The 25,820-nt window shown below is 35.8% G+C and carries 28 protein-coding genes and 1 pseudogene; 24 read left to right on the top strand and 5 right to left on the bottom strand.

Annotated features, from left to right (window positions below; all coding sequences use genetic code 11):
• Position 1 precedes the first annotated feature (1 nt).
• The 15 genes from miaA to H0486_RS08890 all read left to right on the top strand — a co-directional run bounded on the left by miaA (position 2) and on the right by H0486_RS08890 (position 14,359).
• Complete coding sequence (gene miaA / locus H0486_RS08960; RefSeq protein WP_228352675.1) at positions 2 to 949, top strand: tRNA (adenosine(37)-N6)-dimethylallyltransferase MiaA; 948 nt, start codon at positions 2 to 4, stop codon at positions 947 to 949.
• A gap of 166 nt (positions 950 to 1,115) precedes the next feature.
• On the top strand, positions 1,116 to 2,372 hold the full coding sequence (locus tag H0486_RS08955; RefSeq protein ID WP_408647629.1) for a methionine gamma-lyase family protein: 1,257 nt from the start codon (positions 1,116 to 1,118) through the stop codon (positions 2,370 to 2,372).
• A 337-nt stretch (positions 2,373 to 2,709) separates the two neighbouring features.
• On the top strand, positions 2,710 to 2,991 hold the full coding sequence (locus H0486_RS08950; protein ID WP_228352673.1) for a DUF4321 domain-containing protein: 282 nt from the start codon (positions 2,710 to 2,712) through the stop codon (positions 2,989 to 2,991).
• Between the two features lie 51 nt (positions 2,992 to 3,042).
• Entirely contained in the window at positions 3,043 to 3,735 is a 693-nt protein-coding gene (radC, locus tag H0486_RS08945; protein ID WP_228352672.1) for a RadC family protein, read from the top strand.
• A gap of 57 nt (positions 3,736 to 3,792) precedes the next feature.
• Positions 3,793 to 4,812: a rod shape-determining protein gene (gene mreB, locus H0486_RS08940; protein WP_228352671.1), complete on the top strand. Its 1,020-nt coding sequence runs from the start codon at positions 3,793 to 3,795 to the stop codon at positions 4,810 to 4,812.
• A 52-nt stretch (positions 4,813 to 4,864) separates the two neighbouring features.
• Positions 4,865 to 5,731: a rod shape-determining protein MreC gene (mreC, locus tag H0486_RS08935; protein ID WP_228352670.1), complete on the top strand. Its 867-nt coding sequence runs from the start codon at positions 4,865 to 4,867 to the stop codon at positions 5,729 to 5,731.
• A gap of 17 nt (positions 5,732 to 5,748) precedes the next feature.
• Positions 5,749 to 6,258: a rod shape-determining protein MreD gene (gene mreD, locus H0486_RS08930; RefSeq protein WP_228352669.1), complete on the top strand. Its 510-nt coding sequence runs from the start codon at positions 5,749 to 5,751 to the stop codon at positions 6,256 to 6,258.
• A 2-nt stretch (positions 6,259 to 6,260) separates the two neighbouring features.
• Entirely contained in the window at positions 6,261 to 9,107 is a 2,847-nt protein-coding gene (locus tag H0486_RS08925) for a penicillin-binding transpeptidase domain-containing protein (protein WP_228352668.1), read from the top strand.
• 34 nt (positions 9,108 to 9,141) lie between these two features.
• On the top strand, positions 9,142 to 9,807 hold the full coding sequence (minC, locus tag H0486_RS08920; protein WP_228352667.1) for a septum site-determining protein MinC: 666 nt from the start codon (positions 9,142 to 9,144) through the stop codon (positions 9,805 to 9,807).
• A gap of 184 nt (positions 9,808 to 9,991) precedes the next feature.
• Positions 9,992 to 10,783, top strand: a complete 792-nt coding sequence (minD, locus tag H0486_RS08915) for a septum site-determining protein MinD (protein ID WP_228352666.1) — start codon at positions 9,992 to 9,994, stop codon at positions 10,781 to 10,783.
• 14 nt (positions 10,784 to 10,797) lie between these two features.
• Entirely contained in the window at positions 10,798 to 11,073 is a 276-nt protein-coding gene (gene minE, locus H0486_RS08910) for a cell division topological specificity factor MinE (protein WP_228352665.1), read from the top strand.
• A 13-nt stretch (positions 11,074 to 11,086) separates the two neighbouring features.
• Complete coding sequence (locus H0486_RS08905; protein ID WP_228352664.1) at positions 11,087 to 12,208, top strand: FtsW/RodA/SpoVE family cell cycle protein; 1,122 nt, start codon at positions 11,087 to 11,089, stop codon at positions 12,206 to 12,208.
• Positions 12,209 to 12,333: 125 nt separating this feature from the next.
• Complete coding sequence (locus tag H0486_RS08900) at positions 12,334 to 12,732, top strand: methylglyoxal synthase (protein ID WP_228352663.1); 399 nt, start codon at positions 12,334 to 12,336, stop codon at positions 12,730 to 12,732.
• A gap of 82 nt (positions 12,733 to 12,814) precedes the next feature.
• Positions 12,815 to 13,780: a D-alanyl-D-alanine carboxypeptidase family protein gene (locus H0486_RS08895; protein ID WP_228352662.1), complete on the top strand. Its 966-nt coding sequence runs from the start codon at positions 12,815 to 12,817 to the stop codon at positions 13,778 to 13,780.
• Positions 13,781 to 13,939: 159 nt separating this feature from the next.
• A complete protein-coding gene (locus H0486_RS08890) occupies positions 13,940 to 14,359 on the top strand; it encodes a twitching motility protein PilT (protein WP_228352661.1) in 420 nt (139 codons plus the stop codon).
• Between the two features lie 65 nt (positions 14,360 to 14,424).
• On the opposite strand, the gene H0486_RS08885 is transcribed toward H0486_RS08890, so the two are convergent.
• The gene (locus H0486_RS08885; protein ID WP_228352660.1) at positions 14,425 to 14,622 is read right to left on the bottom strand and encodes a DUF378 domain-containing protein; all 198 of its coding nucleotides are present in this window, start codon (positions 14,620 to 14,622) and stop codon (positions 14,425 to 14,427) included.
• Positions 14,623 to 14,882: 260 nt separating this feature from the next.
• Between H0486_RS08885 and H0486_RS08880 the strand changes: the two genes are divergently transcribed.
• From H0486_RS08880 to H0486_RS08840, 9 genes are all read left to right on the top strand, one after another.
• On the top strand, positions 14,883 to 16,274 hold the full coding sequence (locus tag H0486_RS08880) for an HlyD family efflux transporter periplasmic adaptor subunit (protein WP_228352659.1): 1,392 nt from the start codon (positions 14,883 to 14,885) through the stop codon (positions 16,272 to 16,274).
• Between the two features lie 224 nt (positions 16,275 to 16,498).
• Positions 16,499 to 17,272: a YggS family pyridoxal phosphate-dependent enzyme gene (locus tag H0486_RS08875; protein ID WP_228354399.1), complete on the top strand. Its 774-nt coding sequence runs from the start codon at positions 16,499 to 16,501 to the stop codon at positions 17,270 to 17,272.
• Between the two features lie 19 nt (positions 17,273 to 17,291).
• Entirely contained in the window at positions 17,292 to 17,864 is a 573-nt protein-coding gene (locus H0486_RS08870) for a cell division protein SepF (protein WP_228352658.1), read from the top strand.
• Positions 17,833 to 18,642 carry a YlmH family RNA-binding protein gene (locus tag H0486_RS08865; RefSeq protein WP_228352657.1) on the top strand — a complete coding sequence of 270 codons (810 nt, stop codon included), beginning with the start codon at positions 17,833 to 17,835 and terminating at the stop codon, positions 18,640 to 18,642. Before H0486_RS08870 ends, H0486_RS08865 begins: the two co-directional genes overlap by 32 nt.
• Before the next feature lie 138 nt (positions 18,643 to 18,780).
• The gene (gene aroB, locus H0486_RS08860; protein WP_228352656.1) at positions 18,781 to 19,866 is read left to right on the top strand and encodes a 3-dehydroquinate synthase; all 1,086 of its coding nucleotides are present in this window, start codon (positions 18,781 to 18,783) and stop codon (positions 19,864 to 19,866) included.
• A 30-nt stretch (positions 19,867 to 19,896) separates the two neighbouring features.
• Positions 19,897 to 20,409 carry a signal peptidase II gene (gene lspA, locus H0486_RS08855; RefSeq protein ID WP_228352655.1) on the top strand — a complete coding sequence of 171 codons (513 nt, stop codon included), beginning with the start codon at positions 19,897 to 19,899 and terminating at the stop codon, positions 20,407 to 20,409.
• A gap of 20 nt (positions 20,410 to 20,429) precedes the next feature.
• A complete protein-coding gene (locus H0486_RS08850) occupies positions 20,430 to 21,398 on the top strand; it encodes an RluA family pseudouridine synthase (protein WP_228352654.1) in 969 nt (322 codons plus the stop codon).
• Positions 21,399 to 21,404: 6 nt separating this feature from the next.
• On the top strand, positions 21,405 to 22,700 hold the full coding sequence (locus H0486_RS08845; protein WP_228352653.1) for an ATP-binding protein: 1,296 nt from the start codon (positions 21,405 to 21,407) through the stop codon (positions 22,698 to 22,700).
• A gap of 462 nt (positions 22,701 to 23,162) precedes the next feature.
• A complete protein-coding gene (locus H0486_RS08840; RefSeq protein ID WP_228352652.1) occupies positions 23,163 to 23,534 on the top strand; it encodes a BlaI/MecI/CopY family transcriptional regulator in 372 nt (123 codons plus the stop codon).
• 68 nt (positions 23,535 to 23,602) lie between these two features.
• Here H0486_RS08840 and H0486_RS08835 read toward each other — a convergent pair.
• From H0486_RS08835 to H0486_RS08820, 4 genes and pseudogenes are all read right to left on the bottom strand, one after another.
• A pseudogene (locus H0486_RS08835) lies at positions 23,603 to 24,109 on the bottom strand (mercury methylation corrinoid protein HgcA); the annotation flags it as partial.
• 105 nt (positions 24,110 to 24,214) lie between these two features.
• Positions 24,215 to 24,649: a MarR family winged helix-turn-helix transcriptional regulator gene (locus H0486_RS08830; RefSeq protein WP_228352651.1), complete on the bottom strand. Its 435-nt coding sequence runs from the start codon at positions 24,647 to 24,649 to the stop codon at positions 24,215 to 24,217.
• A 29-nt stretch (positions 24,650 to 24,678) separates the two neighbouring features.
• Entirely contained in the window at positions 24,679 to 25,407 is a 729-nt protein-coding gene (locus H0486_RS08825) for an SDR family NAD(P)-dependent oxidoreductase (RefSeq protein ID WP_228352650.1), read from the bottom strand.
• 115 nt (positions 25,408 to 25,522) lie between these two features.
• The gene (locus H0486_RS08820) at positions 25,523 to 25,813 is read right to left on the bottom strand and encodes a DUF2087 domain-containing protein (RefSeq protein ID WP_228352649.1); all 291 of its coding nucleotides are present in this window, start codon (positions 25,811 to 25,813) and stop codon (positions 25,523 to 25,525) included.
• Positions 25,814 to 25,820 lie beyond the last annotated feature (7 nt).

Genomic DNA, 25,820 nt, shown 5'->3' with positions numbered 1-25,820 from the left:
TATGAGTAAGCAACCATTGATTATATTATCGGGACCGACCTCCGTCGGTAAAACAGAATTATCAATATCACTGGCAAAAGCCATTAACGGTGAGATTATTTCTGCTGATTCGATGCAGGTATATAAGCATATGGATATAGGAACTGCTAAAATCAAACCCCATGAAATGGGTGGAATACCTCATTATCTGATTGATGAATTAGAGCCGGATGACGAATTTAATGTCGTTCGTTTTCAGGAATTCGCGAAACAGTATATGTCAATGGTTTATGAAAAAAATAAAATACCAATTATAGTAGGAGGTACCGGTTTCTACATCCAGGCTGTATTATACGATATAGATTTTACATCAACACCCACTGATTGCTCCTATCGTACCGAATTGGAACTGCTATTGCAGGAGCATGGTAGTGAATACCTTCATGACATATTAAAAGAGGTGGACCCAGAGAGCGCAAAAGCCATTCATCCAAATAATAGCAAGCGGGTTATACGTGCATTGGAATTTATAAAGCAAACCGGAACCAGAATTTCGGAACATAATGAAGAACAACGGGATAGGCAATCCCCATATCAATACTGTTACTTTGTATTAAACAAAGATCGTGCTAAACTCTATGAATCCATTAACCAGAGAGTGGACATTATGTTGAAGGAAGGGTTAGTGGAAGAGGTAGCTGCACTCAGACAACAGGGATATCATAGAGATTTGGTCTCCATGCAAGGACTTGGTTATAAAGAGATCTATGCATATCTGGAGGGAGAATGTACACTGGAAGAAGCTATTTATATCTTAAAAAGAGATACCAGACATTTTGCAAAACGTCAAATAACATGGTTTAAGAGGGAAAGAGATGTTATCTGGGTTAATAAGGATGACTTTCCCACGAACGATGCCCTGTTGGAGTTTCTCTTATTAAAACTTAGAGAGAAGCAGGTAATTTTATAGACATAAATATATTATGTAAACCTTTCATTGAATTATAGCCGATATTAATAAAATCCTGTTAATATTTCATTGAAACGAGATTCTGAATATAACTGCTATATTCAGATTTAACATTAAGGAGGAAATCAGTTTGAAGAAAAAGGAAGTGGAAGCAGCCTATCAGTCAATGGGGATAGATCCTCGTGTTCTTGATTACTGCAATAAGATAGAAGAGGAGCTTAAGGATCGTTTTATCCGTATTGATAGCAACGCGGAATATAACCAGCTTAAGGTTCTGAAAGCAATGCAGGATAATCGTTTAAGTGATGTCCATTTTGCTGCAACTACGGGATACGGATACAATGACATCGGAAGGGATACCTTAGAAAAAGTATATGCGGATATATTCCAGGCAGAAGATGCACTCGTTCGTCCTCAGCTAATTAGCGGTACTCATGCACTGACAATCGCTTTGTCCGGTAATCTCAGACCTGGGGATGAGATTCTTTCTCCTGTTGGAAAGCCCTATGATACCTTAGAGGGCGTTATTGGAATTACACCTACCAAAGGTTCTCTCGCCGAATTTGGAATTACGTATTCTCAGGTTGATTTATTACCGGACGGAAGCTTTGATTGGAATGGAATTAAAGCTTCCATTCATTCGAAGACAAAGCTAATTACAATTCAGCGTTCGAAGGGCTATGCCAGCAGACCCACTTTATCCGTACAGCGTATCGAAGAGTTAATTCGATTTATTAAGGAATGTAAATCAGATGTTATATGTATGGTTGATAATTGCTATGGTGAATTTGTAGATATCATTGAGCCTTCACAGGTTGGAGCTGATTTATGTGTCGGATCCTTAATAAAGAATCCAGGAGGTGGATTGGCACCGATTGGAGGTTATATTGTAGGGAAAGCCGAATATGTTGAAAATGCGTCGAATCGTCTCACTGCACCCGGTCTTGGTAAAGAAGTAGGAGCAACACTGGGATTGAACGCTTCCTTATTCCAAGGACTCTTTCTTGCTCCTCAGGTCGTATCAGGAGCTCTGAAGGGTGCAATCTATGCAGCTAATATCTATGAAAGGCTTGGTTACCCTGTTCATCCAAACGGAAGCGAGGAACGCTTCGATATCATTCAAGCAGTAACCCTTAACTCAGCAGAAGCAGTAATCGCTTTTTGTAAAGGAATTCAAGCGGCTGCTCCAGTGGACAGTTACGTTACACCGGAGCCCTGGGCCATGCCGGGATATCAATGCGATGTAATTATGGCTGCCGGTGCGTTTGTACAAGGCTCCTCAATTGAGCTTTCAGCAGACGCCCCGATTAAACCTCCTTATACCGTATTCTTCCAGGGCGGCTTAACCTGGTATCATGCAAAATTAGGTATCCTCATGTCAGTACAACAGCTATACGAGCAGGGTATTATATCCTTACCATAACAGAGTTATCTATAAATGAAATTAATTTAAGATTATTTTGAATATAGAATTCGCAGTTGGAGTTATCGCATTTGGAGTCATTTAAGTATCGCTACATACGGCTCTGAATTTTAGAGCCTTATGTACCGTTACTAAGTGCAACTAAGCGAGAGCGGCTCCGCGGCGGATATGTTTTCTGTTCTTATCCTATCTGTTCTCACTGCTACGTAACAGTACAATAAAAAAATTAGTTTCAAGTATACAAATTAGGGTATTTGTGATAAAATGGTATTTGATTATGGAAAAATTATCACGTGATTTTTTTGATTAGGTGATATTCCGGAAGGGGAAAGGTTTTATGGCAAAAACATCGAGGTCCTATGGTAAAAATCCTTGGGCATTGTTCCTTCTAATTCTTCTTGGTATTGTGGTTGGAAGCTTTCTGGGACATCTATTACGTGATGTTAACTTCTTAACATGGTTAAATTATGGGATAGATTTTTCAATTGGAAATAAAGGTTCCAACATTGTAACTTTAGATTTAGGCGTGTTTGTTCTACATTTTGGACTACGTCTAAAAATAACCATTGGCAGTGTGATCGGGGCAATCGCTTCGGTTTTCATATATAAAAAGCTGTAACAATTCATGAACCGGATGATTTCTTGGAGAGAGAGGAATTCGGAGGATTTCATGAAGTATTTAACATTAAAGGAACTACCGACATCCGAGCGTCCCTATGAAAAATGTGAACGTTACGGTGCTGGAGTATTATCCGACGCTGAGCTTTTAGCTGTTATCTTGCGTACGGGTACAAAAAATCAGAGAGCAATTGATTTGGCAGTGAATATTCTTAATTATTCCACTGCCTACCCTGGTTTAAAAGGGTTGAATTATCTGACTTTGCAGGAACTAAAGAAGATTAATGGAATCGGTCGCGTGAAAGCGATCGAGCTTCTATGTCTTAATGAAATTACGAAACGAATGGCAAAGGCAGTCCATCATGAAGCAATACAACTTACAACGCCTCAGAGTGTTGCTGATTACTATATGCAGGATATGAGGCATCTCACACGTGAACAAGTATTACTGCTTATGATGGACACCAAGAGTAAAATAATTAAAGACATGATAATATCTGAGGGAACCATCAATACTTCCATAATGCCAACCAGGGAAATATTTGTACAGGCTTTGAAATATGAGGCGGTAAATATCATTTTGATCCATAATCATCCCAGTGGTGATCCAACCCCCAGTACCGAAGATATACGGGTTACCAAACGAATTTCAGAAGCTGGTAATTTAGTTGGCATTACACTTATGGATCATATTATTCTTGGTGATAATAAATATATCAGCCTAAAACAACAAGGTTATATATAAAGGCTTCATTGTTCTCATTGACTACTTAAGTGAAACTAATAGGAGGTTACTAGCATTATGGCATCAAAAGCATTTGGTATAGATTTTGGTACCAGTACAATAAAGATTTATAAGAGAGGGCATGGAATTGTTCTCGATGAAAGGAATATCATTGCAATCGCGAATAAGAAAAATGTTATTGCATCGGGAAATGAAGCCTATGATATGTATGAGAAAGCTCCCTCTAATATTTTAGTTACTTACCCTGTTAGGAATGGTGTAATAGCCGATGTGGCTAATATGATGGCATTATTAAACCATTTTATGCAGCGTATTCATAATTCTAAGCATTTTGGTGCTGCAGATTATTATGTTGCCGTTCCGACTGATATCACTGAAGTGGAGCGCAGATCCTTTTATGATCTGATTGCCAGTTCGAATTTAAAGACCGGTCGTATTAAAATAGTCGAAAAAGCCATTGCAGATGCTATAGGTGCAGGTCTGGAAGTAATGACAGCACGAGGTGTTATGATAGTAGATATTGGTGCTGATACAACAGAGGTTTCCATTCTTTCATTAGGTGGCATTGTATTAAGTAAATTGATTCCGGTTGGAGGAAACCGTCTGGATGAATCCATTAAGAATATGGTAAAGAGAAAATATAATCTGTATATTGGAGATAAAACCGCAGAAAGTATCAAAAAAAAGCTTGCCAGTTCCATTCCGACCGTACAGGCTTCTATTAAGGTATATGGTCGTGATGTTGTTACTGGATTACCTTCGGAAATGGATGTTAGCTCTGATAATGTATACGAAGCCATCTCAGAATACATGTATTCCATTATTGATGCAGTGAAAATCATCCTGGAACGAACCCCTCCGGAGATTTCTTCAGATATCATTGACAGTGGAATATACGTAACTGGTGGGTCAGCTCAGATATTTGACCTGGATCAATTCATGCATAAAGAGACTGATCTAAAAATCAACATCTGTTCAGAACCGGCTAATACTGTGGTTAATGGACTTGGTAAAATCATGGAGGATAATAAGCTTTCTTCCCTTGCAGATACCTTGAAATCCAAGGTCTTAAGTTAATTGTTAATTCATACATTCATTATCATTTGAAATAAATACATGGAGAAAGTCTATGAGACGTAGGACAAAAATAAATATAAAACCAAAGCATGTATTCATCACGTGTATTGTGCTTTGTATCTGTTTAATATTATTTTCATTTCGGTATAGAGAAAAATTGGATCCAGTGAAAGAAGCCGTTGGATCTGTCATCACACCAATGCAGAAGGGCATTAATTCCATTGGTACTTATATTTCTGACAAATTGGATAATTTTAGAAGTATTAATGAACTGTTAGATGAAAATGCGAAGCTGAAGGAACAAGTAAATATTCTTTCCTATGAAAATAAATTATTAACTCAGGACAAGTATGAGCTGGATGGTCTTCGTAAGCTCTACGAACTGGATCAGAAATATATCGATTATCCCAAAGTGGCTGCACGTGTTATCAGTAAGGATACGAATAACTGGTATAATGTTTTTACCATTGATAAAGGCTCTAGAGATGGACTTGCCAAGAATATGAATGTATTGGCAGGGAACGGGCTGGTAGGTATTATCACTGAGGTACATTATAATTATTCTGTAGTACGTTCCATTATCGATGATAACAGTCATGTCAGTGGTATGTTTATCAAAACAGATGACACTTGTATTGTTCAGGGAGATCTTCAATTGATTGATGAAGGTAAGATTCTAGCTACCTTTATTAATAAAGATGCTGCCATTAAGGATGGATATGAGGTTGTAACGTCCTATGACAGCTCCAATTTCTTACAAGGTATTTTAATAGGTTACATCAGTGATATTAAGCTGGATGCAAATAATATGACGAAGACTGCATATTTAACACCCGTGGTAGATTTTGAACGATTGGAAGAGGTTTTAATCATTACAGAATTAAAAGAACCGCTTATGGATGAACCACCGGTAGAATAGGTAAAGTAGGTAATGACGTGAAAAAGTTGATTGTATATTTGTTAGAAATTATAATATGTTTTGTGCTTCAAAGCTCCATGTTTCATTATATTCAGCTTGCCGATATTATGCCTAATTTATTGCTGATATTAGTGGCTGCTACTGCATACATGCGTGGCAGAATGACAGGAATGATGATGGGATTATTCAGTGGACTTCTTGTGGATCTCATGTATGGAAGCTATGTGATAGGCCTATACGCATTGCTATATCTGATCATCGGTTATTTTATTGGTTTTACGAATAAAGTGTATTCCCGTGATGACTATACACTACCGATCATTATAATAGCAATCAGTGATTTTATTTATGGTTTCTTTTACTATGTATTTGAGTTTTTGTTAAGAGGTCGCTTAAATTTTCTTTATTATCTGAGAAGATTTATACTGCCGGAAATCATATATACCGTAGCAATCTCAGTATTTATGTACAAGCTGTTACATATGATTAATCATCGATTATACCGCAAACCAGATGAGGAGGTATAAGATTGTTTGATGTTGTTTTAGAAAATATCAAAAAACTGCTTAAGTCAAGGTTGTTTCCAATCACCCTGATTTACCTTGCTTTATTTTTTGTTGTCATCCATAGATTATTCGTACTGCAAATTGTAGAGGGTCCGGAAATCGTAACGAAAACGGAATTAAAATATACCGAGAACAGAGAAATTAAAAGTACTCGTGGTAATATCTATGACCGTAAAGGTAAGTTGCTGGCATCCAACGAATTATCTTATTCCGTTATTATGGAGGATATCACACAGATCGAATCGAATGAGCAAAAAAACGCTATTATCTATCAATTAATTAAAATAATCGAGGAGAATGGAGATACTCTTGATAATAAGTTTTATATCATCCAAAATGATAAGAAGGAGTTCGAGTTTACAATTAAGGACCCTACGAAGTTTAAAGAAAACGCTTATGCATTAATAAAGGATGATGAGAAATATAAGGATGTTCCCAAGAATGCAACAGCAGAAGATGTATATGAATTTCTTCGTAAGGGTACCGGTGATAATTATACCCATATGTTTGATATCTCGGATGAATATAGTGTGGAAGATACACTAAAAATTATGGGAATACGATATGCGTTGTTCTGTAATTATCCGAAATATTACCCAATTACGATAGCATCCGATATCAGTCCAAAAACAGTTGCTGCCATTATGGAAAATAGCGCTGATATGCCCGGTGTTGAAATTCAACAGCAGACTAGAAGAGTATATCATGACAGTATATATTTCGCGCATATCCTTGGATATACAGGACGTATTAATGCGGAAGAACTGAATAAATTTAATAATGGTACCGAAAAATATAACCCCACCGACATTATCGGAAAGTTAGGTCTGGAACAGAAATTCGAGGACGAACTCGGTGGAATAAAGGGAAGCGAAACGGTAAGCGTGAGTAGCTCCGGTAAAGTCATCGAAGTAGTGGACCGTGTTGATCCCGTTGCAGGTAATGATATCTATCTGACAATTGACAGCGATTTACAGAAAGCGGTCTATCATATACTTGAAAATGAGATCGCTGGTATTATTCTTGGAAAATTAAGACCGGATCTGGATTATGGCAGTAAGGGAACCAGTGCCGATAAAATTAATATTCCGATATATGAAGTTTATTATGCACTGATCAATAATAACATTATTGACACCACTTCATTTCAGGATGAGGACGCTACAGATCTGGAGAAGCAGACCTATCGGAAATATGAAGCCAGATTAAATGAGGTATTTCATAATCTGGATAGCCTGTTGGATACTGGAAGCAGTGTTCCAAATGATAAGGCCGGAGATATGGAAGAATATCTGAACGATTTCTATTCCGCACTCTTGAGTGAGAAAATACTATTAAAGGACAGTATTCCTCAAGATGATGTTACCTATAATGATTATAAAAACAATAAAATCAGTCTGAGTAAGTTTTTGCAATATGCAATAGCGAATAACTGGGTGGATCTTTCCCAGTTGGAAATCGGCGATGAATACTACAGCTCTGAAGAGTTGTATCAAAAATTAGTCGCATATACAAAAGAAATTTTGATTCATGATGACAAATTCAATAAAAATATATACCGAGATTTGGTATTTTCGTATAAATTATCGGGAACAGAAATTTGTCTTTTATTATTCGACCAAGGTGTGCTAGAATATAATGAAGAGGAGATACATCAATTATCAAGTGGAAGTATTTCTGCCTATGAGTTTATAAGGGGAAAGATAAAATCCTTGGCTATTACGCCAGCTATGCTTGCGCTAGAGCCTTGTAGTGGATCCGTTGTCATTACGGATGTTAATACAGGAGATGTTCTGGCGTTGGTTTCTTATCCCAGCTATGATAATAACCTTCTGGCTAACAAAGTGAATGCGGAATATTATGCAAAGCTTCAAAGCGATAAATCACTTCCACAAATAAACCGCGCTGTGATGCAACGAACAGCACCCGGCTCCACCTTTAAGATGGTTTCTGCTGTGGCAGCATTAGAAGAAGGAATCACGAATCCTTCTGAATTAATTCGCGATTTAGGTATATTTGATAAAACCGACCGTCCAGCAAAGTGTCACGTATATCCTAGTACCCATGGCTCTGTTAATATCGTAGATGCCCTAAAGGTATCCTGTAACTATTACTTTTATGAGATGGGTTATCGACTTAGCATTGATGGAACCGGACAATTTTCCAATAAACTAGGTCTGGAACGTCTGGCAAAATATGCGACTCTATTTGGTTTAAATGAACCTTCTGGAATTGAATTGGATGAGGCATTGCCTGAGATATCCGATACGGATTCTGTTCGTTCTGCCATTGGTCAGGGAAGTAATGACTATACCACGATTCAATTGGCCCGCTATATAACCACACTGGCTAATCGTGGGACATGCTATGATTTAACGCTGATTGATAGTATAGTAGATAAGGATGGCAACATGATTAAGGACAACCATGCAAAGGTAAAGAATGATCTTACCAGTTTTCAAGCTACTACCTGGGATAGTGTATGGGAAGGAATGTATTCTGTAGCAAATGCGGATCATGGTTCTGTGACTTCTGTATTTAAAGATTTAGGAGTTACAGTTGCCGGAAAAACAGGAACTTCCCAGATCAATAAATCTCATCCTAATAATGCTTTATTTGTGTCCTTTGCTCCATATGAAAATCCTCAGATATCAGTTACTGCTGTAATACCTAATGGTTATACTTCGCATAATGCAGCGGAACTGACTAAGAATATATATAAATTATATTTTAAACTGGATAATACTGAGAATATCGTTGATAACGAAGCTAATATACCGGAGACAATAGATAGTGCGTTATCCGAATAAGATAACCGGAACATAATGAAAAAGGAGTTATACCATGAATAATTCAGTAATCATAAAAGGAAATAAATACGGTATTATCGTCGTTTTAAATCCTGATGTACCATTTGAGGAATTAAAGCTTTTGATTGCAGAAAAGTTCAAAGAATCCAGCAAGTTTTTCGAGAATGCCAAAATGGCAATCAGTTTTGAAGGACGAAAGCTAACCAATGAAGAGCAAAAGGAGATTCTTGATGTGATAGGAGAGAATGCAGATATGCATATTGTCTGCGTAATGGAAAATGATCCTGATACAGAAGAAGCCTTCCGAAAAACTCTGGATCAAAAGTTAATGGAATTGTCCAATAATACTGGGCAATTTTATAAAGGTATTCTTCGTTCCGGAGCATCCCTGGAGTTTGAAACCAGTGTAGTAATTATAGGAGATGTAAATCACGGAGCACGAGTTGTCTCAAAGGGAAATATCATTGTTCTTGGCTCCTTAAAGGGGACTGCATTTGCAGGCGCAACAGGAAATACGAATTCATTTGTAGTGGCACTAGATATGAATCCAACTCAGATACGAATTGCAGATACGATAGCCAGGTCCCCTGACAAGCCTGTAAAAACAGAGGTGAAGGAAGCAAAAATAGCCTTTCTTGAAGATGGTAATATTTATATTGAACCGCTTAATAAAGATATCCTACATGATATTAATTTATAAGCGTTCAAGTAATATAAATTATTTTGTGACTATTCAATCTTCATAGTATATGGAATATCTTTATTCGACTGAATAGTATCACTATTTTTATCAAAGTACCCGGCAGGTATCACCTTCCGGGAAGAATAGGATTAGACTCGAAAATCCTGGGAATAATCTTGAATATCAACGGAGGAATCATAATATGGGAGAAGTAATTGTCGTTACATCGGGCAAAGGCGGAGTTGGTAAAACTACTTCAACCGCCAATGTCGGTACAGGTTTAGCTATGTTGGATAAGAAAGTTGTATTAATTGATACCGATATAGGTCTAAGAAATCTTGATGTTGTCATGGGATTAGAAAATCGAATTGTATATAATCTCGTTGATGTCATTGAAGGGACCTGTAGAATTCGAAATGCACTAATTAAAGATAAACGTTATCCAAACCTATATTTATTACCTTCTGCTCAGACAAGAGATAAGAATGCCGTTACACCGGAGCAGATGAGAAAGCTCGCTGATGAGCTTAGAGATGAATTTGATTACATATTAATGGACTGTCCTGCAGGTATCGAGCAAGGCTTCAAGAATGCAATTGCTGGAGCAGACAGAGCATTAGTAGTTACTACCCCCGAAGTTTCCGCAGTAAGAGATGCGGATCGTATCATCGGTTTACTAGAAGCTAGTGAAATGAAGCAGACACATCTGATTGTTAACCGTATTCGTATGGATATGGTAAAGCGAGGCGATATGATGTCAAGCGAGGATGTTTGCGAAATATTGGCCGTTGATTTGATTGGTATTGTACCTGATGACGAGAACATCGTTATTTCTACGAATCAGGGTGAGCCACTCGTTGGTTCTGATTCCCTTGCTGGAAGAGCTTATATGAATATATGTAAAAGAATCATAGGAGAGGAAGTTCCATATTTAGATTTGGAGGAAAAACGCAGTATATTCGGGATGCTTTTTGGTAAACGTAAGAAAAATTAGGGGAGGTAGCACAAATGGGCTTTACAGATTTCTTTAAGAAAAAAGGTACAGGAAGCATCGCAAAAGACAGGCTAAAACTTGTTTTAGTATCTGACCGTGCCGGATGTTCTCCTGAAATTATGGAACAAATTAAGAATGATATTATTAACGTAATATCTAAATATATTGAAATTGATCTTGAGGGCTTGGATATTAAAATAACGCAAACTGAATCTGAGACTAATAACGGTTCCGTGCCCGCATTATTTGCCAATATTCCAATTAAGGATATGAAGTCCTCCAAGAAATAAAGGTGTTGACTGAATGTTTAATTTTAAACAGTATGACTTTAAGCGCTATAATATTCCTTTAATCATTGTTGTCCTTTTATTGGGCATGATTGGAGCCTTCCTAATCAAACAGGTGCAGACAGAGGAAGAGAATCTGTTTGTTAAGCATCTTATTGGTTTAGCAGGTGGTATCCTTATTGTAGTTATTGTATCTCTCGTTGATTATCATTTTATATCGAGTTTCTATATCATTTTATATATTATTAATATTGCATTATTATTAATGGTAAAATTCATGGGATATAATCTTAATGATTCACAGCGATGGATACGACTCGGACCGATTCCGTTACAGCCTTCGGAGCTGAGTAAAATAATAATGATCATTTTTTTGGCAAAGCTTTATTCCATATTTCGAGCGAAAATAAATAATATCTTTTTAATTGGTGCCTCTTTAATATTAGTTGCAATTCCAGTATATTTTATCTTGGATCAGCCTAATTTATCAACCAGTATTGTAGTATTATTTATTTTTGGCATGATGATATTTACTGCCGGGTTAAGCTGGAAGATTGTAATGCCGATTCTGTTAATCGGACTTCCTGCTATTGGCGGATTGTTTTGGTATATACAACAGGACTATCAGGTTTTACTGAAACCATATCAGCAGGAGAGAGTTCTCTCCATTCTAAATCCAGAGCTATACCCTGAAATTATGTTTCAACAGGATAATTCCGTTCAGGCAATCGGTTCTGGCCAGCTTTATGGGAAGCTGTTGAATGATGGTGCCGAGAATTTTCGTAATTATGATATGGTTCCTATTTCTGAAAGCGACTTTATTTTTTCTGTCGCTGGAGAGGAATTTGGATTTATTGGAAGCTGTATTATTATTATACTGTTTTCCATTTTAATTTATATCTGCTTAGTAACTGCAAAGAGAGCACCTGACTATTTAGGTATGCTGATTGCAGTTGGTATTGCATCAATGTTTGCATTTCAAGTATTTGTTAATATTGGAGTGGCCACTTCTATATTGCCAAATACAGGAATACCCCTACCGTTTTTGAGCTCTGGATTAAGTTCTATGATGAGTTCTATGATTGCAATTGGCATCATAATTAATATAAGATTGCAACCGAAGAAAATCAGGGGTTGATATTTAAGCTGTTTGTTCGGATGGCTTAATAGTAATGTTTAATTTATTATTCATATATAAGAATTTAACAAAATAGGGGTTATATTCTGTGTTATGTCGTCGAAAGCGGCGGATTGGAGGAGAATATGAATATTGGCATGATAGCACATGATGCTAAAAAAAAATTAATGCAAAATTTCTGTATTGCATATCGTGGCATATTAAGTAAAAATACTCTATATGCAACCGGCACTACTGGTCGTTTGATTGAGGAAGTTACCAATTTAACCGTACACAAATATCTGGCGGGCCATCTTGGGGGAGAGCAGCAATTAGGTTCGCAAATTGAACATAATCAAATCGATCTAGTAATCTTTTTAAGAGATCCATTGTCACCAAAATCTCATGAGCCTGATGTAAATAACATCTTTCAGCTTTGTGATAAACACAATATACCACTTGCTACAAATCTAGCAACAGCAGAACTTCTAGTAAAAGCACTTGATCGCGGTGATCTTGATTGGCGTGATCTCTTCAAAGCTTAATAAAGCTATGACGCTCCTTAGGATGCTTCTTCGGATTATTAAATAATAACTGACAAGTTCAAAGGTAGGAGATGGTTTACAAATGAAAAAAGTACTTTCTATAGGTATCATACTTGCCATGTTAACATTGGCAGGCTGCAAAAACTCATCAAAAGATCTTTTGCTCTTTGAAAGCCGGATTTCCTCATCAGATTATGCAATTGACAATCTTGTAACACAAGGAGATTTCTTTGCAGAGGATTTAGTAATAATTCCGGAGAATAATAACACGGGTGATGATAGTGAATTAACTGCAGGTGCTTCTTTACTCGTAGACACTACTAATCAAGAGGTGATTTATGCCAGTCATGTATATGATAAGCTCTATCCGGCCAGCCTCACTAAGCTGTTAACCTCTCTCATAGTACTTAAGTACGGAGAGTTATCCGATATGGTCACTGTCAGTTATAATGCATCCCATATTGAGGAATCAGGAGCTAAGCTTTGTGGATTTCAAGAAGGAGATGTTATCTCAATGGAAGCGCTTTTAAACTGCCTTCTGATATATTCCGGTAATGACGCTGCTGTTGCAGTAGCAGATCATATCAGTGGTAGTGAAGAAGCCTTTGTTAAAAAAATGAATGAAGAAGCAAAGAGGATTGGAGCCGTACACTCGAACTTTGTGAATTCGAATGGATTACATAGTGATGACCAATACACGACGGCTTATGATTTATATTTGATTTTTAACGAACTTCTTCAATACGATACCTTTCAAACCATTATTAACTCCACCTCATATACCGCTAATTATCAGGATAAAGACGGAAATGCAAAGGAAAAAACCTTTGGAAGCACAAATCTATATCTTAAAGGAGAAGCAGAGATAACGGAAGGCATTGAGGTAATAGGTGGGAAGACAGGTACTACCCGTAAAGCAGGAAATTGCTTAATCTTATTAAGCAGGGATGCTGAAAACAGGGAATACATCTCGCTCATATTAAAAGCAGCAAACAGAGACGAATTATATTCCGATATGACACATCTACTTTCCCTGACATCGAATTAATCATCCACATGTTTATATTTTATTCATGATTTAATGGTTGTTTTTCCTTTCCCTATGTACTATAATTATTATATAAATTATGGTTCTTAAGACATAATGTACAATTTAATATTTGGCACCGCACATCTTAGTTGCGCCAATCATAAGGAGGAGATTACAATGATACAGATAATTTCAGGTGAAAAAGGTAAGGGTAAGACTAAAATCCTTATCGATAAAGCGAACTCTGAAGTAAGAGCTGCAAAAGGAAGCATTGTTTATCTTGACAAAAGCAACAAGCATATGTACGAACTGAGCAATAAGATTCGATTGGAAAATGTCCAGGATTATTTTATTGAAAATCAAAGTGAATTTATTGGTTTTATCTGCGGTATCATTTCTTGTAATCATGATTTACAGGCAATTTATCTTGATAGTTTCCTCAAAATAGCCTATGTTAATAATGATAATATTGAGTTTGTGTTTTCAAAGTTAGAGAAAATATCAGCTCAGTTTAATGTTGATTTCGTTATCAGTGTTTCCATGAATCAAGATCAACTCCCTGAAAGCGTAAAAAAGAATGTGATTGTATCTTTGTAATAAAGATACCTTATATTAAGATAAAGGAGCGTCGTGTAAACGAACGCTCCTATTTTTTATAACTATTATTCATTTCTTAATCTTCCGAAGTAGCTTAATGCATATAGACCGGATACACCAACCAGTGCATAGATCACTCTGGATATGATGGTCATATCTCCGAATATTGCCCTTACCAAGTCAAAGCTAAAAAAACCGATTAATCCCCAATTAATTGCACCGATAATAACTAGTATCAATGCAATATAATCCAATGTTTTCATAGAAAACCTCCTTCATGGAATATTCAATTACCTTACTTTCTTTATTCTATATAATTTAAGATTTAGAAAGAAAACTCTCTTTTAATATATTAACCATATTTTTAACGATTATTCACAGTAACAGTTTTTATCAAATATTGTAATGTCGAATTACTAATAATCTTTGAACTGTAATTCACAAATATATTATAGAAAAAAGGGTTTAAAAAATTATTAAGATTCATTATAATAAAGGAGTAGCAAAATTGGGAGGAGAAAATTTGGGAGACAATAATAAGGTTGTAAAATTTAAGAAACGCAGGAGTATTAATATCGGAGTTATCGTATTTTTAATCCTCTTTGTATATATAGCAATTAATGTTTATCTGTATTTTACAAAGGAAAAGCTATCGATATATGAGGTACATGAAGGTACCACTGCGATTGATAATCAAATTACAGGCATTATACTCCGTGAAGAGAAGGTAATGAAATCGGATAAGGCCGGATATATTACATATTTTCAAAAAGAAGGCGCCCGAGTAGCTAAAGGTACCTCCGTTTATTCCGTTGACGATAATGGTATGATGGTAGAAGCCATCTCGAACGGAGAAATTGCGATGAAATTAACGGAGAAGGATAATGCGGAGCTCCGACATGAAATCAGAGCATTTCAATCCTCTTTTTCCAATACAGAGTATTCGTCTGTTTATGAGTTTAAAGAAAACGTAAAAGGGACTGTACTTGATATTTTAAATAGCTCAATTATAAACCAAACTCAGGAGCTCATGGAGGAAACAGGTATCAACTATTCCTTTGATATGGTTCCTTCACCGGAAAGTGGCATAATTACATACTATATGGACAGCTTTGAAGCGATAACCCCTGAAGGTGTTACCATGGATATGTTTCAATTAGAAAATTATGAGAGGTTAAGCCTCCGTACTCCAGAGATGGTTACTGCATCCAGTCCTATCTATAAATTAATCACCTCAGAGACTTGGTCCATTGTGCTCCCACTTACGACGGAGCAATACGAATTGCTTTTGGAGAAAGAAACCGTAAAAGCAACCATTATAGAGGATAATTTAGAATTAACTGCGAAAATTTCATTGTTTCAAAAAGGATCCGATTCCTTTGCAAAGCTTACCTTGAATCAGTATTTATCCAATTATCTGGAAGAACGGTTTATTGATGTACGTTTGGACTTCGATACGGTGGAGGGCTTAAAAATACCGTTGACTTCAATTGTAGAGAAGGAGTTTTATCTGGTACCATTAGAATATTTTACTCTCGGTGGTGAAAGTACGAAAGAAGGTTTGATTAAAGAAGTATACGATGAGACAGGCGAGGTGACATTTCCATTTGTCGAAGCTCAGAAGTATTATGAAGATGAGAATTATGGATATGTGGATGCTGATTTATTTACTCCTGGAACCTGGATTACTTCGCCGGATCCAGACTCAGAGGATCGTTATCAGTTGAATCAAACCAGTAAATTAACTGGCGTATATAATGTAAACCAAGGATATGCCGTATTTAACAGAATAGAGATTCTATACCAGAACAAAGAATATTGTATCATAGATGACAATACTCCAAAGGGGGTATCTGCATATGATCAAATTGCCTTGGATGCTACAACCGCAATTGAAGAAAAAATTATTTATTAATTTATAGATTTTCGGCAATTGCAAAACTCTGAAGATATCTCAATTATGCATACGGCAGATACATAATCCTGCGCAAACCCGCTCCTTCTGTTATGGTTTGATACGGAACAGGTATCCACTGTATACACAATGACCACATTTATTCATGACAACTGATGGTTCGTAGATCGTACTTTCGTTGTATAATTTCGCAATTACCTATTTATTAGTTTGATTGGAGGGAGATTATGAAAGAGAATATTATTAATATAGAGAAACGTATTCAAGCGGCTTGCGACCGTGCCGGTCGGAAGCGCAGTGAGGTGACCTTAATTGCTGTCAGTAAAACAAAGCCAAATGAGATGCTAATGGAAGCATATAACCTTGGAATGAGGCATTTTGGTGAAAATAAGGTTCAGGAAATGGTTAAAAAATATGAAGACCTTAACCACATATTTTCCGAACCTGTTTATTGGCACCTTATTGGACATCTTCAGCGTAATAAGGTTAAGTATATTGTGGACAAGGCCGTTCTCATTCATTCAGTTGATTCCCTCAGATTAGCCGAGCAAATTGAGGAGGAAGCCGCCAAAAAAGATATCCTGTGTGATATCCTCATAGAAGTAAATGTAGCAGAAGAGGATACTAAATTTGGCGTAAAACTAGAAGAAGTATTGCCACTTTTTATAGAAATATCAAAACTTTCCCATATTCGCGTCAGAGGATTAATGACAATTGCACCTTATGTAGAAAATCCTGAAAAAAACAGGAAGTATTTTAGAAAATTACGAGAATTATATGTTGACATAAAATCAAAAAACATTGATAATAAGGGTGATGGAAACAATTTGAATTATAATGATTTCTTTACAAATGAATCAATAGATAGTAAATTGGAGTATTTCAATATATTATCTATGGGTATGACTGGCGATTTTGAAGTTGCAATTGAAGAAGGTGCCACTATAGTCCGTGTTGGGACAGGCATTTTTGGTGAGAGAATATATCATGTGAATTAATATTGATAGGAGATAGGATATGTCTATATTAAAAAACTTTTTAAACTCTATGCATTTAACCGAAGACGAAGATGAAGAATATGAAGAGTATTTGCAAGAGGAAACTGAGAAAGAGAGAAAGAAGGCAAAACGCGCAGAAAAACGTGAAGCGAAACAGGAAAGATACGAAGAAGCTATGAATACTCAGGCGTTTGCTGCTCCGCCAGTGCAGACTGCAAGCGAATCAAGAAAGGAAAGGATGCCAAAAATGGAACGAAGTACAGCAAATAAGGTTGTACCTATCCGAACAACCCCTAAGGGGCTTGAAGTATGCATCATGAAACCTACATCCTTTGAAGACTCTCAAGAAATATGTGACATGCTCTTAACCGGAAGGGCAACCGTGATTAATTTGGAAGGTTTTGATGACAAATTAGCACAACGAACCATGGATTTTATTTCAGGCTCTGTTTATGCCATTAACGGTAAATTACATCGAATCTCAAATTGTATCTTTATCGTATCTCCAGATACCGTTGATATTTCAGGAGATTATTTAGATATGATACAGCAGAATGGTTTTGAGCCGCCGACATTCCAATCTAAATTCTAAGCATATGATGAAACAAGAGAAAGAAGAGCTAATTTTTCGTAAACGCTTATCAGATTTAGCAAATACAGCAGATTTACGCGGATGTTGTTTATACTCGGATTTTTTGAACTTAAATGAACAGACCATATTTTTAAACCTCAAATATGAATTACCAAGGATAAAGTATTTTACTTTTGGGGGATTTCAAGATGCCGAAAGAAAAATACTTTGTTTTTGCGGAAATGAAGCTATCTCTGAGGAAAGTGAAATTGAATATCCTATAAACTGTATCAAGATTACTCCAGTAAACATCAAATTTAGTGATAAATTAAATCATCGGGACTTTCTGGGTGCAATCCTTAATCTTGGCATAGATCGTAGTAAGCTTGGAGATATTCTTGTTAATGAGAATGGGGGTTTTCTATTTTGCCATTCCGGAATCAGTTCCTTTATTGCTGAACAGTTGTCCCGTGTCAAGCATACGAATGTGACAACTCAGATCATTACGATACAGGAGTTTGATTATAAGCCCAAGTTCAAAGAGGTGATCGGAACTGTTACCTCTGTTCGACTGGATAGTGTGCTTTCTGTTGCATTTCATGGTTCCAGAAGCAGTTTATCCGGACTGATTGAAGGCGGTAAGGTATCAGTTGGCGGTAAGATTATTACGTCGAATAGTTATACTCTAAAAGAAAATGATATTGTATCCGTTCGCGGTTATGGGAAATTTATCTACACTGGAACCACATATCAGACGAAAAAAGGTAGATACAGTGTAAAATTGCTGATTTATTCTTAGTCTATCAATGAAACCATGATATTTACCATAATATGATTATGTGCAATTCTAACCGAATGCATTGATCCTATAGATGAAATGAATAGATAAGGAGGATGGCATAACCTCGTTTTTTCGATGTGGTTGTGCATTTTTTATATGAATACACTTACAGTACTTTATGATGGAAAACCTTCCTATGATATTAAACTTGAACCGGATTTTGGTAAGTTGACGGATTCCATCCGAAATCTTGGTATGGAAAACCGTAAGATTATGATTATTACAGATAGTAATGTAGGATCCTTTTATGCCGATGAACTCTATAAGGAATTAGCACCAATTGCAAAATCTGTTCATGTATATACATTTGCAGCCGGTGAGAAAAGTAAGAATTTGGATACCGTAAGCCTATGTTATGAAGAGCTGATCTCTAAAAGCTTTGATCGAAATGACGTATTAATTGCACTTGGCGGTGGCGTAGTAGGTGATTTAACTGGTTTTGTCGCAGCTACATATCTCCGTGGAATACGATTTATTCAAGTCCCCACATCTCTATTATCCATGGTGGACTCCAGTATCGGAGGAAAAACGGGTGTAGATTTTAAAGCATATAAGAATATGGTTGGCGCTTTCCACCAGCCATCTCTAGTTTATATGAACTTAAACGTACTTCAGACCTTACCAAAGGCTGAATACTTTTCAGGGATGGGAGAAATCCTGAAGCATGGCTTAATTAAGGATAAGAATTATTTTATTTGGTTACAGGATCATGTTGAAGAAATCAGTTCCAAATCCTTTTCAACTATCAAGGAAATGATTTATCGTAGTTGTCTGATAAAAAAAGTAGTTGTGGAAAACGATCCGAAAGAAAAAGGAGAACGGGCTCTGTTAAATCTAGGTCATACAATAGGACATGCAATTGAGAAGCTTAAGTATTTTTCATTACTGCATGGCGAATGTGTATCCATCGGTATCTCAGCTGCAGCCTTTTTATCGAAGGAGCGTGGTTATATTACGGAAGAAGAGTATCAGAATACTCTTGAGGCATTAGGACGTTACCATCAACCCGTTAATGTATCAGGCTTATCCGCTGAAGAAATTTATGAAGTTACGAAGCTGGATAAAAAAATGGATTCCGATAAAATCCGTTTTATTTTAATAAAAGGAATCGGAAATGCTGTGATTGATCCTACTGTGTCAAAATCAGAAATGATGAATGCCATTCAGTCCGTATTAAAATAGTTATGTCAACACATAAAATGGAGGGTACGTATGAAACAGAGAATTAGACATTTTATATATTTTATAATCCTAGTAGGTATTGATCAATTATCGAAATACCTGATTCGGACTGAATTGAACGAACCAATCCGGCTAATTCCGGATGTATTAAGTCTGCAATACCATACGAATACCGGTGCAGTCTGGGGAATTATGAGTGGAAAGATTGCATTCCTTCGAATCCTTACTCTTATAATATTGATATTTCTTATATACCTGTATTTTAAAATTCCGAAAGCAAAGAAATTCGTACCAGTTCAGATACTCGCAGTGTTTATAATAGCCGGTGCGGTAGGTAATCTGATTGATCGTTTTTATTTAGGATATGTGGTGGATTTTATTTATTTTGAATTGATTAATTTTCCGTTATTTAATATAGCGGATAGTTATTTAACCGTATCCTGCATCCTTCTGTTTATCCTGGTAGTATTTTATTATAAGGATGACGATTTCTCATTCTTAGAGAAACTGATTCCTCGAAGAAAAAAGGATGACCCAAAATAAAGGGGAAAGGAATTAACTTAATGGAAGAGGAAATGTTTGAGCTTGAGGAAAGTTTTGATAATAAGGATGATCAAAACTTAGAATTTATTGTTGATGAAGAATATAACGGAATACGTATTGACCGGTTTCTATCCGGTATACAGAATAATTTATCAAGAAGCTATATTCAAAAGCTGATTGACGATCATATGATTTTAATGGATGATAAGCCCGTAAAATCGAATTCTAAGGTAAAAACCGGTTCAAGCATTACAATTTACCTTCCCGAGCCAAAAGAGGCTGAAATCGTCCCAGAAGAGCTTCCACTTGATATTATTTATGAGGATAAAGATATAATAATTATAAATAAGCAAAAAGGACTTGTTGTTCATCCTGCTGCAGGACATACATCAGGAACATTAGTTAATGCTTTGTTATATCATTGTAAGGGAGAACTTTCCGGAATTAATGGAATTCTGAGGCCGGGTATTGTCCACCGGATTGACCGTGATACGACTGGTGTTATAGTAGCCTGTAAAAATGACAAAGCACATCAGTTTATTGCCGATCAGCTTAAGATTCATTCTATCACACGAAAATATCAAGCATTGGTGTACCATGCCATGAAGGAAGAAAGCGGAAGAGTAGAAGCTCCCATTGGAAGAGATCCAAAGGATCGTAAGAAAATGGCTGTAAACTATAAAAACGGGAAATCATCAGCGACCAATTATCGGGTATTAGAAAACCTGAAGCAGTATGCTTATATTGAATGCTCCCTAGAGACAGGACGTACCCATCAAATTAGGGTTCATATGGCTAGCATTCATCATCCTCTTCTGGGTGATACGGTATATGGTCCCGCAAAGGATCCTTTTCATTTGGAGGGTCAAGCCTTACATGCAGGCGTCTTAGGCTTTATTCATCCGACCACAGAAAAGTATGTTGAATTCTCAGCACCTTTACCGGAGTACTTTGTTGATTTACTTGAGAAATTAAGACATAAGGGGTAACCATCGTTGAAAAGAAAACTGATTGATGAATTAATACAATGGAAAAACAGTAACAATAGCGGACCAATTCTATTAACAGGAGTAAAAGGCGTGGGCAAGACATATCTGGCATATGATTTTGCAAAGGCCTTTTTTAAAGATATTCTATACATTAATTTCGAACACAATCAGGAAGCCATTCGAATGTTTGAAGCATGGAATCCGGACAATCTATCAGAACTGTGTTTAAGCTATGTAAAAATAGACCCGGAGATTTCTTCACAAGAACGTATCTTAATATTAGATGAAGTAAGCTTTGTCGGTTCTGCTTCATTGAGTATAACAAATCACCCAATGTTTCAAAGCATTTTCCCGTATATCATATTAATTTCGAGTAAACCATTATCTGATAACAGATCAATTAATATTAGAAAGCTTACGGTTTATCCTTTAGAATTTGATGAATTTCTGAGAGCCATCGGAAATGAGTGGTACATTGAAACAATCAGTAATCATTTTCATAGTAATAAAAAAATACCGGAAATAGTACATAAGGAATTGTTATCACTCCATCAGCTATATATGAAAATTGGTGGAATGCCTGGAATCGTAAATGAATACCTGAACTTATTCTCTGATATAAATATATCGGAACAGCATAATTTTCTCATCGGGTCCTATCACGACTATATTAAGAAGGATAATCCGGACAGTGAAGCTTTAAAAATGAACCAGGTATTGGACAGCTTAGCATTGCAGCTTATGAAAGAAAATAAGAAGTTTCAGTATAAACTCATCCGAAAGGGCACCACTCATGCCATGTATAAGGATGCAATACGTAGGTTGACGGAAGGTAATTACGTCATCAAATGTAATCGTATTAACACAGAGCAACTCACAGCTTTTAGCGATGATGGATTATCTGAGTTATTACAGCATATTGATCAGAATACAAATTTTAAATTATATTTTTCAGATACTGGTCTATTACATACCAAAATGATAGAAGAGCAAAGAGCAGGCATCAAAGTAAAAAGCAATAAAGCTTTATATGAAAATTATGTAGCTCAAGCACTTCAGGCAAAAAATATGTTATTTGCTTTCTGGGAATCAGCTTCCATGGCTAAGCTGGATTTTGTTGTTCAGAAAGAATTCGGTTTTCTTCCTATCGAAGTATTCGAGGGTGATAATACACGGTCAAAAAGCATCAGCGTATTGAAGCAAAGCTATGACTTCCCATATGCAATTAAAATATCATCCAGAAACTTTGATTTTTCCAATCAAATTAAGTACGTTCCTTATTATGCAGTGTATTGTATATAGTAATAAGTATTAAGAAAATAGTTAAAATGTTACTTTTTTCTTACGAAATTGTAAATAAACAGTTGACAAATCTGTTCTATTATAATAGTATAGAAATACGGACTTTGTCTACATGTGTAGATATTATTAATGTGATATGTTTTAGATGGCATCAATTCATTCTACAGCGGTAAGATGCTGATTTTATTATATTTTTAGACTATATCATTTTTTATGGCTAATTAATTCAATTTCCATATATTGTTTTTTTATTAAACTAAACTTAAATTTAATGAATGATTTTGTTTATTAATAATGAAATAGTGAGTCATATAGTTCTTTTATTTATAGCGTATTATAACGTTCTACATATGTAGATTTGTTATATATGGGGAGTTTATACTGAATTGAAAGATAGGATAATCAATGCAGTAGGTATTTATTTTTGTTATTAAGAATATATACAAAGGGGTGCGGGAACACATGGCTTTACCAGATATTCGGCTACATGAAGGCGAACTTAATATTATGGAATTGTTATGGTCAAACAAGGTATTGGCTGCAAAAGATATTTCTAAGATTATTAAGGAATATATCGGCTGGGAAAAAAACACCACATACACAGTTATTAAACGCTTAATAGATAAAGGTGCTGTAAAACGTGAAGATCCTGGTTTTATGTGCAAAGCTGCAATTTCAAAACGAACAGTTCAAGCCATCGAAACAAAAGTTTTACTAAACAAATTATATAATGGTTCGTTAAGTACATTTTTAAATGAATATTTAAAAAATCAAGATTTATCAAAAGCAGAAATTATGGAACTGCAAAGAATAATTGGAGAGCAGAGATTTTAGAAGAATCTCTGTTTTTCTTATGCTTCGTACTATTCGCAAAACAATAGTTTAACGAAATGTTAATTTGTCACTTCGTGAGCACTAACACCAGGTGCACCTAACTGTGGCATAGTCAATTTCCTGTGAGATACTATTTCTGACAACTTAATTTTTGATATACGATTAATTATTTCCTCTGTTCCGAATGTGCCTTTGCCAGCAGCACACCAAACATTAATTCCTTTTGTGTCAAGTATCAGAATCCAACAATCCAGATCAGATAGTTCTTTTCTTACAGAATCAAAGGTCAGCTTGTAGTTTGCACTTACCAATACTGGAGAAGAATGATTAGGCTTACCTATTGCATAAAGCCCCGGATTAATCTTATAATTCATTCTGCCAATACCCCATCGCACCTTCCACGATCCTAGTATATCTTTAAAGTGAAGATTTGTAGAAATCACAGGCACAATTCCTTTCGGAGTATGTATTTCATCTATTACCCATTTATCATTTTTGTCATATAGTGTAATAGTTTCTGTATTGCAGCAACTATCGCCTGAGCAGCAACAGGTCTTCTCGTTACTCATTTTCATCACATCCTTCACAACAATTTTTTATCCACCCTTTTTACAAATACAATCATTTTTCTCACAAGTTATGTCTGTAAGGAATACTATTAATTCATATGCCTGGTATCGTTATTTATTTTCCTTTATAGCCGCTACTAATAACTCCAGACTCTCTAAAACTTTATCTCTTTTATCACTTGCAATTGAATTGAATATTTTAGAATAATAATCATTCATGCTATCTTCAATATTTCGAAACACCTCAATTCCCTTATCCGTTAATTGTATTGAAATATAACGTCTATTATCTGAGTCAGTTTCTCTATTTACTAAATTCAAATTGACCAGGTTATTAATCGTTCTGCTCATTGTACTTTTATCCAACCCCAGTAAATCAGCGAGATCTATCAGGGATATTTTCTGGGCTCTTCCAATTTCAACAATAGTATGACATTGTGCAAGTGTTACTCCGTAACAGCTGACATCATTTTTTTCAAGAATACCTAGACTTCTTACCAAAATTCTTAATAATTCCCTCAAATAATCGCTTCCTGAGTAATTCATAAATCCTCCTTTCATCATTATGCTAAATATTATTTTGAAATTATAAAACCACCATCAGTATAAATTGTTTCACCATTGATATAATCTGATAAATCCGATAAAAGGAATAGTACTACCTTTGCTATATCTTCCGGTTCGGCAATCCTCCCTACAGGTATGATGTTCTCGGAGGATTTTCGTATATCATGATTATCAAAAGATTTCGCAGTCATACCGGTATAAGTGAACCCTGGAGCGACACTGTTCACTGTTATATTATGAGGAGCTAAATCCAAAGCCATAGACGCAGTAAGTGCTACTATTCCCCCTTTGGATGCAGCATAATCCGCCATATTTGGTCTAAATATTTTAGATCGAATGCAGCCTATAAGAACGATTTTACCATTTTTTTGTTTTATCATCCTACGTGCCACATGCTTTGAAACTAAGAATGCTCCGGTTAGATTCGTTCTGATTACATTATCCCATTCATCGGAATCTAACTCATAGAATGGCTTTGCATTGGCAAATATACCGGCACAGTTGCATAGTCCATCTATTCGACTATATCTATAATCTATATCATTAAATATTTCAGATATCCTCTCTTCATTCCTAATATCAACTATGAAGTGGATATAGCTTGGATGTTTAATCGTACTTTCCTTGAAATCTAATCCAATTATAGTAGCTTCCTTATCAAGTAGTTGTGTTGCACAGGCTTTTCCTATTCCAGAATTGGTTCCGGTTATAACATAAACCTTATCTTTAAACTGCATAATGCTCCTCCATAAACCAACATTTTTATCCATTATAACATGCAACTGTTGTATATTGCAACTATTAATTAGAGATAAACTTATTCATATCCATTCATAAATTAAAATAATCATATCATAAATCATATTGCTCAGGATCTGGCTGAATGCCTTCTTTCCAATAAGTTCTACCATCCAGGGATCGATTAATAAATCGGTAATCATACATTTCCCTACGTAATAATGCAGCATCGTTAAAGCAGCATTTTTTATTAATCAACTCATTCATTTCCTTTTCAGAATACTTTACATTATCATCTATACTTGAGGCAATATAAAACATTGCAGCTATCTTAAGCTTTCTTTTTGATGGAAATGCTTTTAACTTCCCTTCCTCATTTAAATAGTTTTTTATCCATTTTTCCAAATTTTTC

Origin of the sequence: Variimorphobacter saccharofermentans (genome assembly GCF_014174405.1) — a bacterium.
GTDB classification, from domain to species: domain Bacteria; phylum Bacillota; class Clostridia; order Lachnospirales; family Lachnospiraceae; genus Mobilitalea; species Mobilitalea saccharofermentans.
The sequence above is the reverse complement of the archived record's forward strand: the minus strand, read 5'-3'. Positions and strand labels throughout refer to the sequence as shown.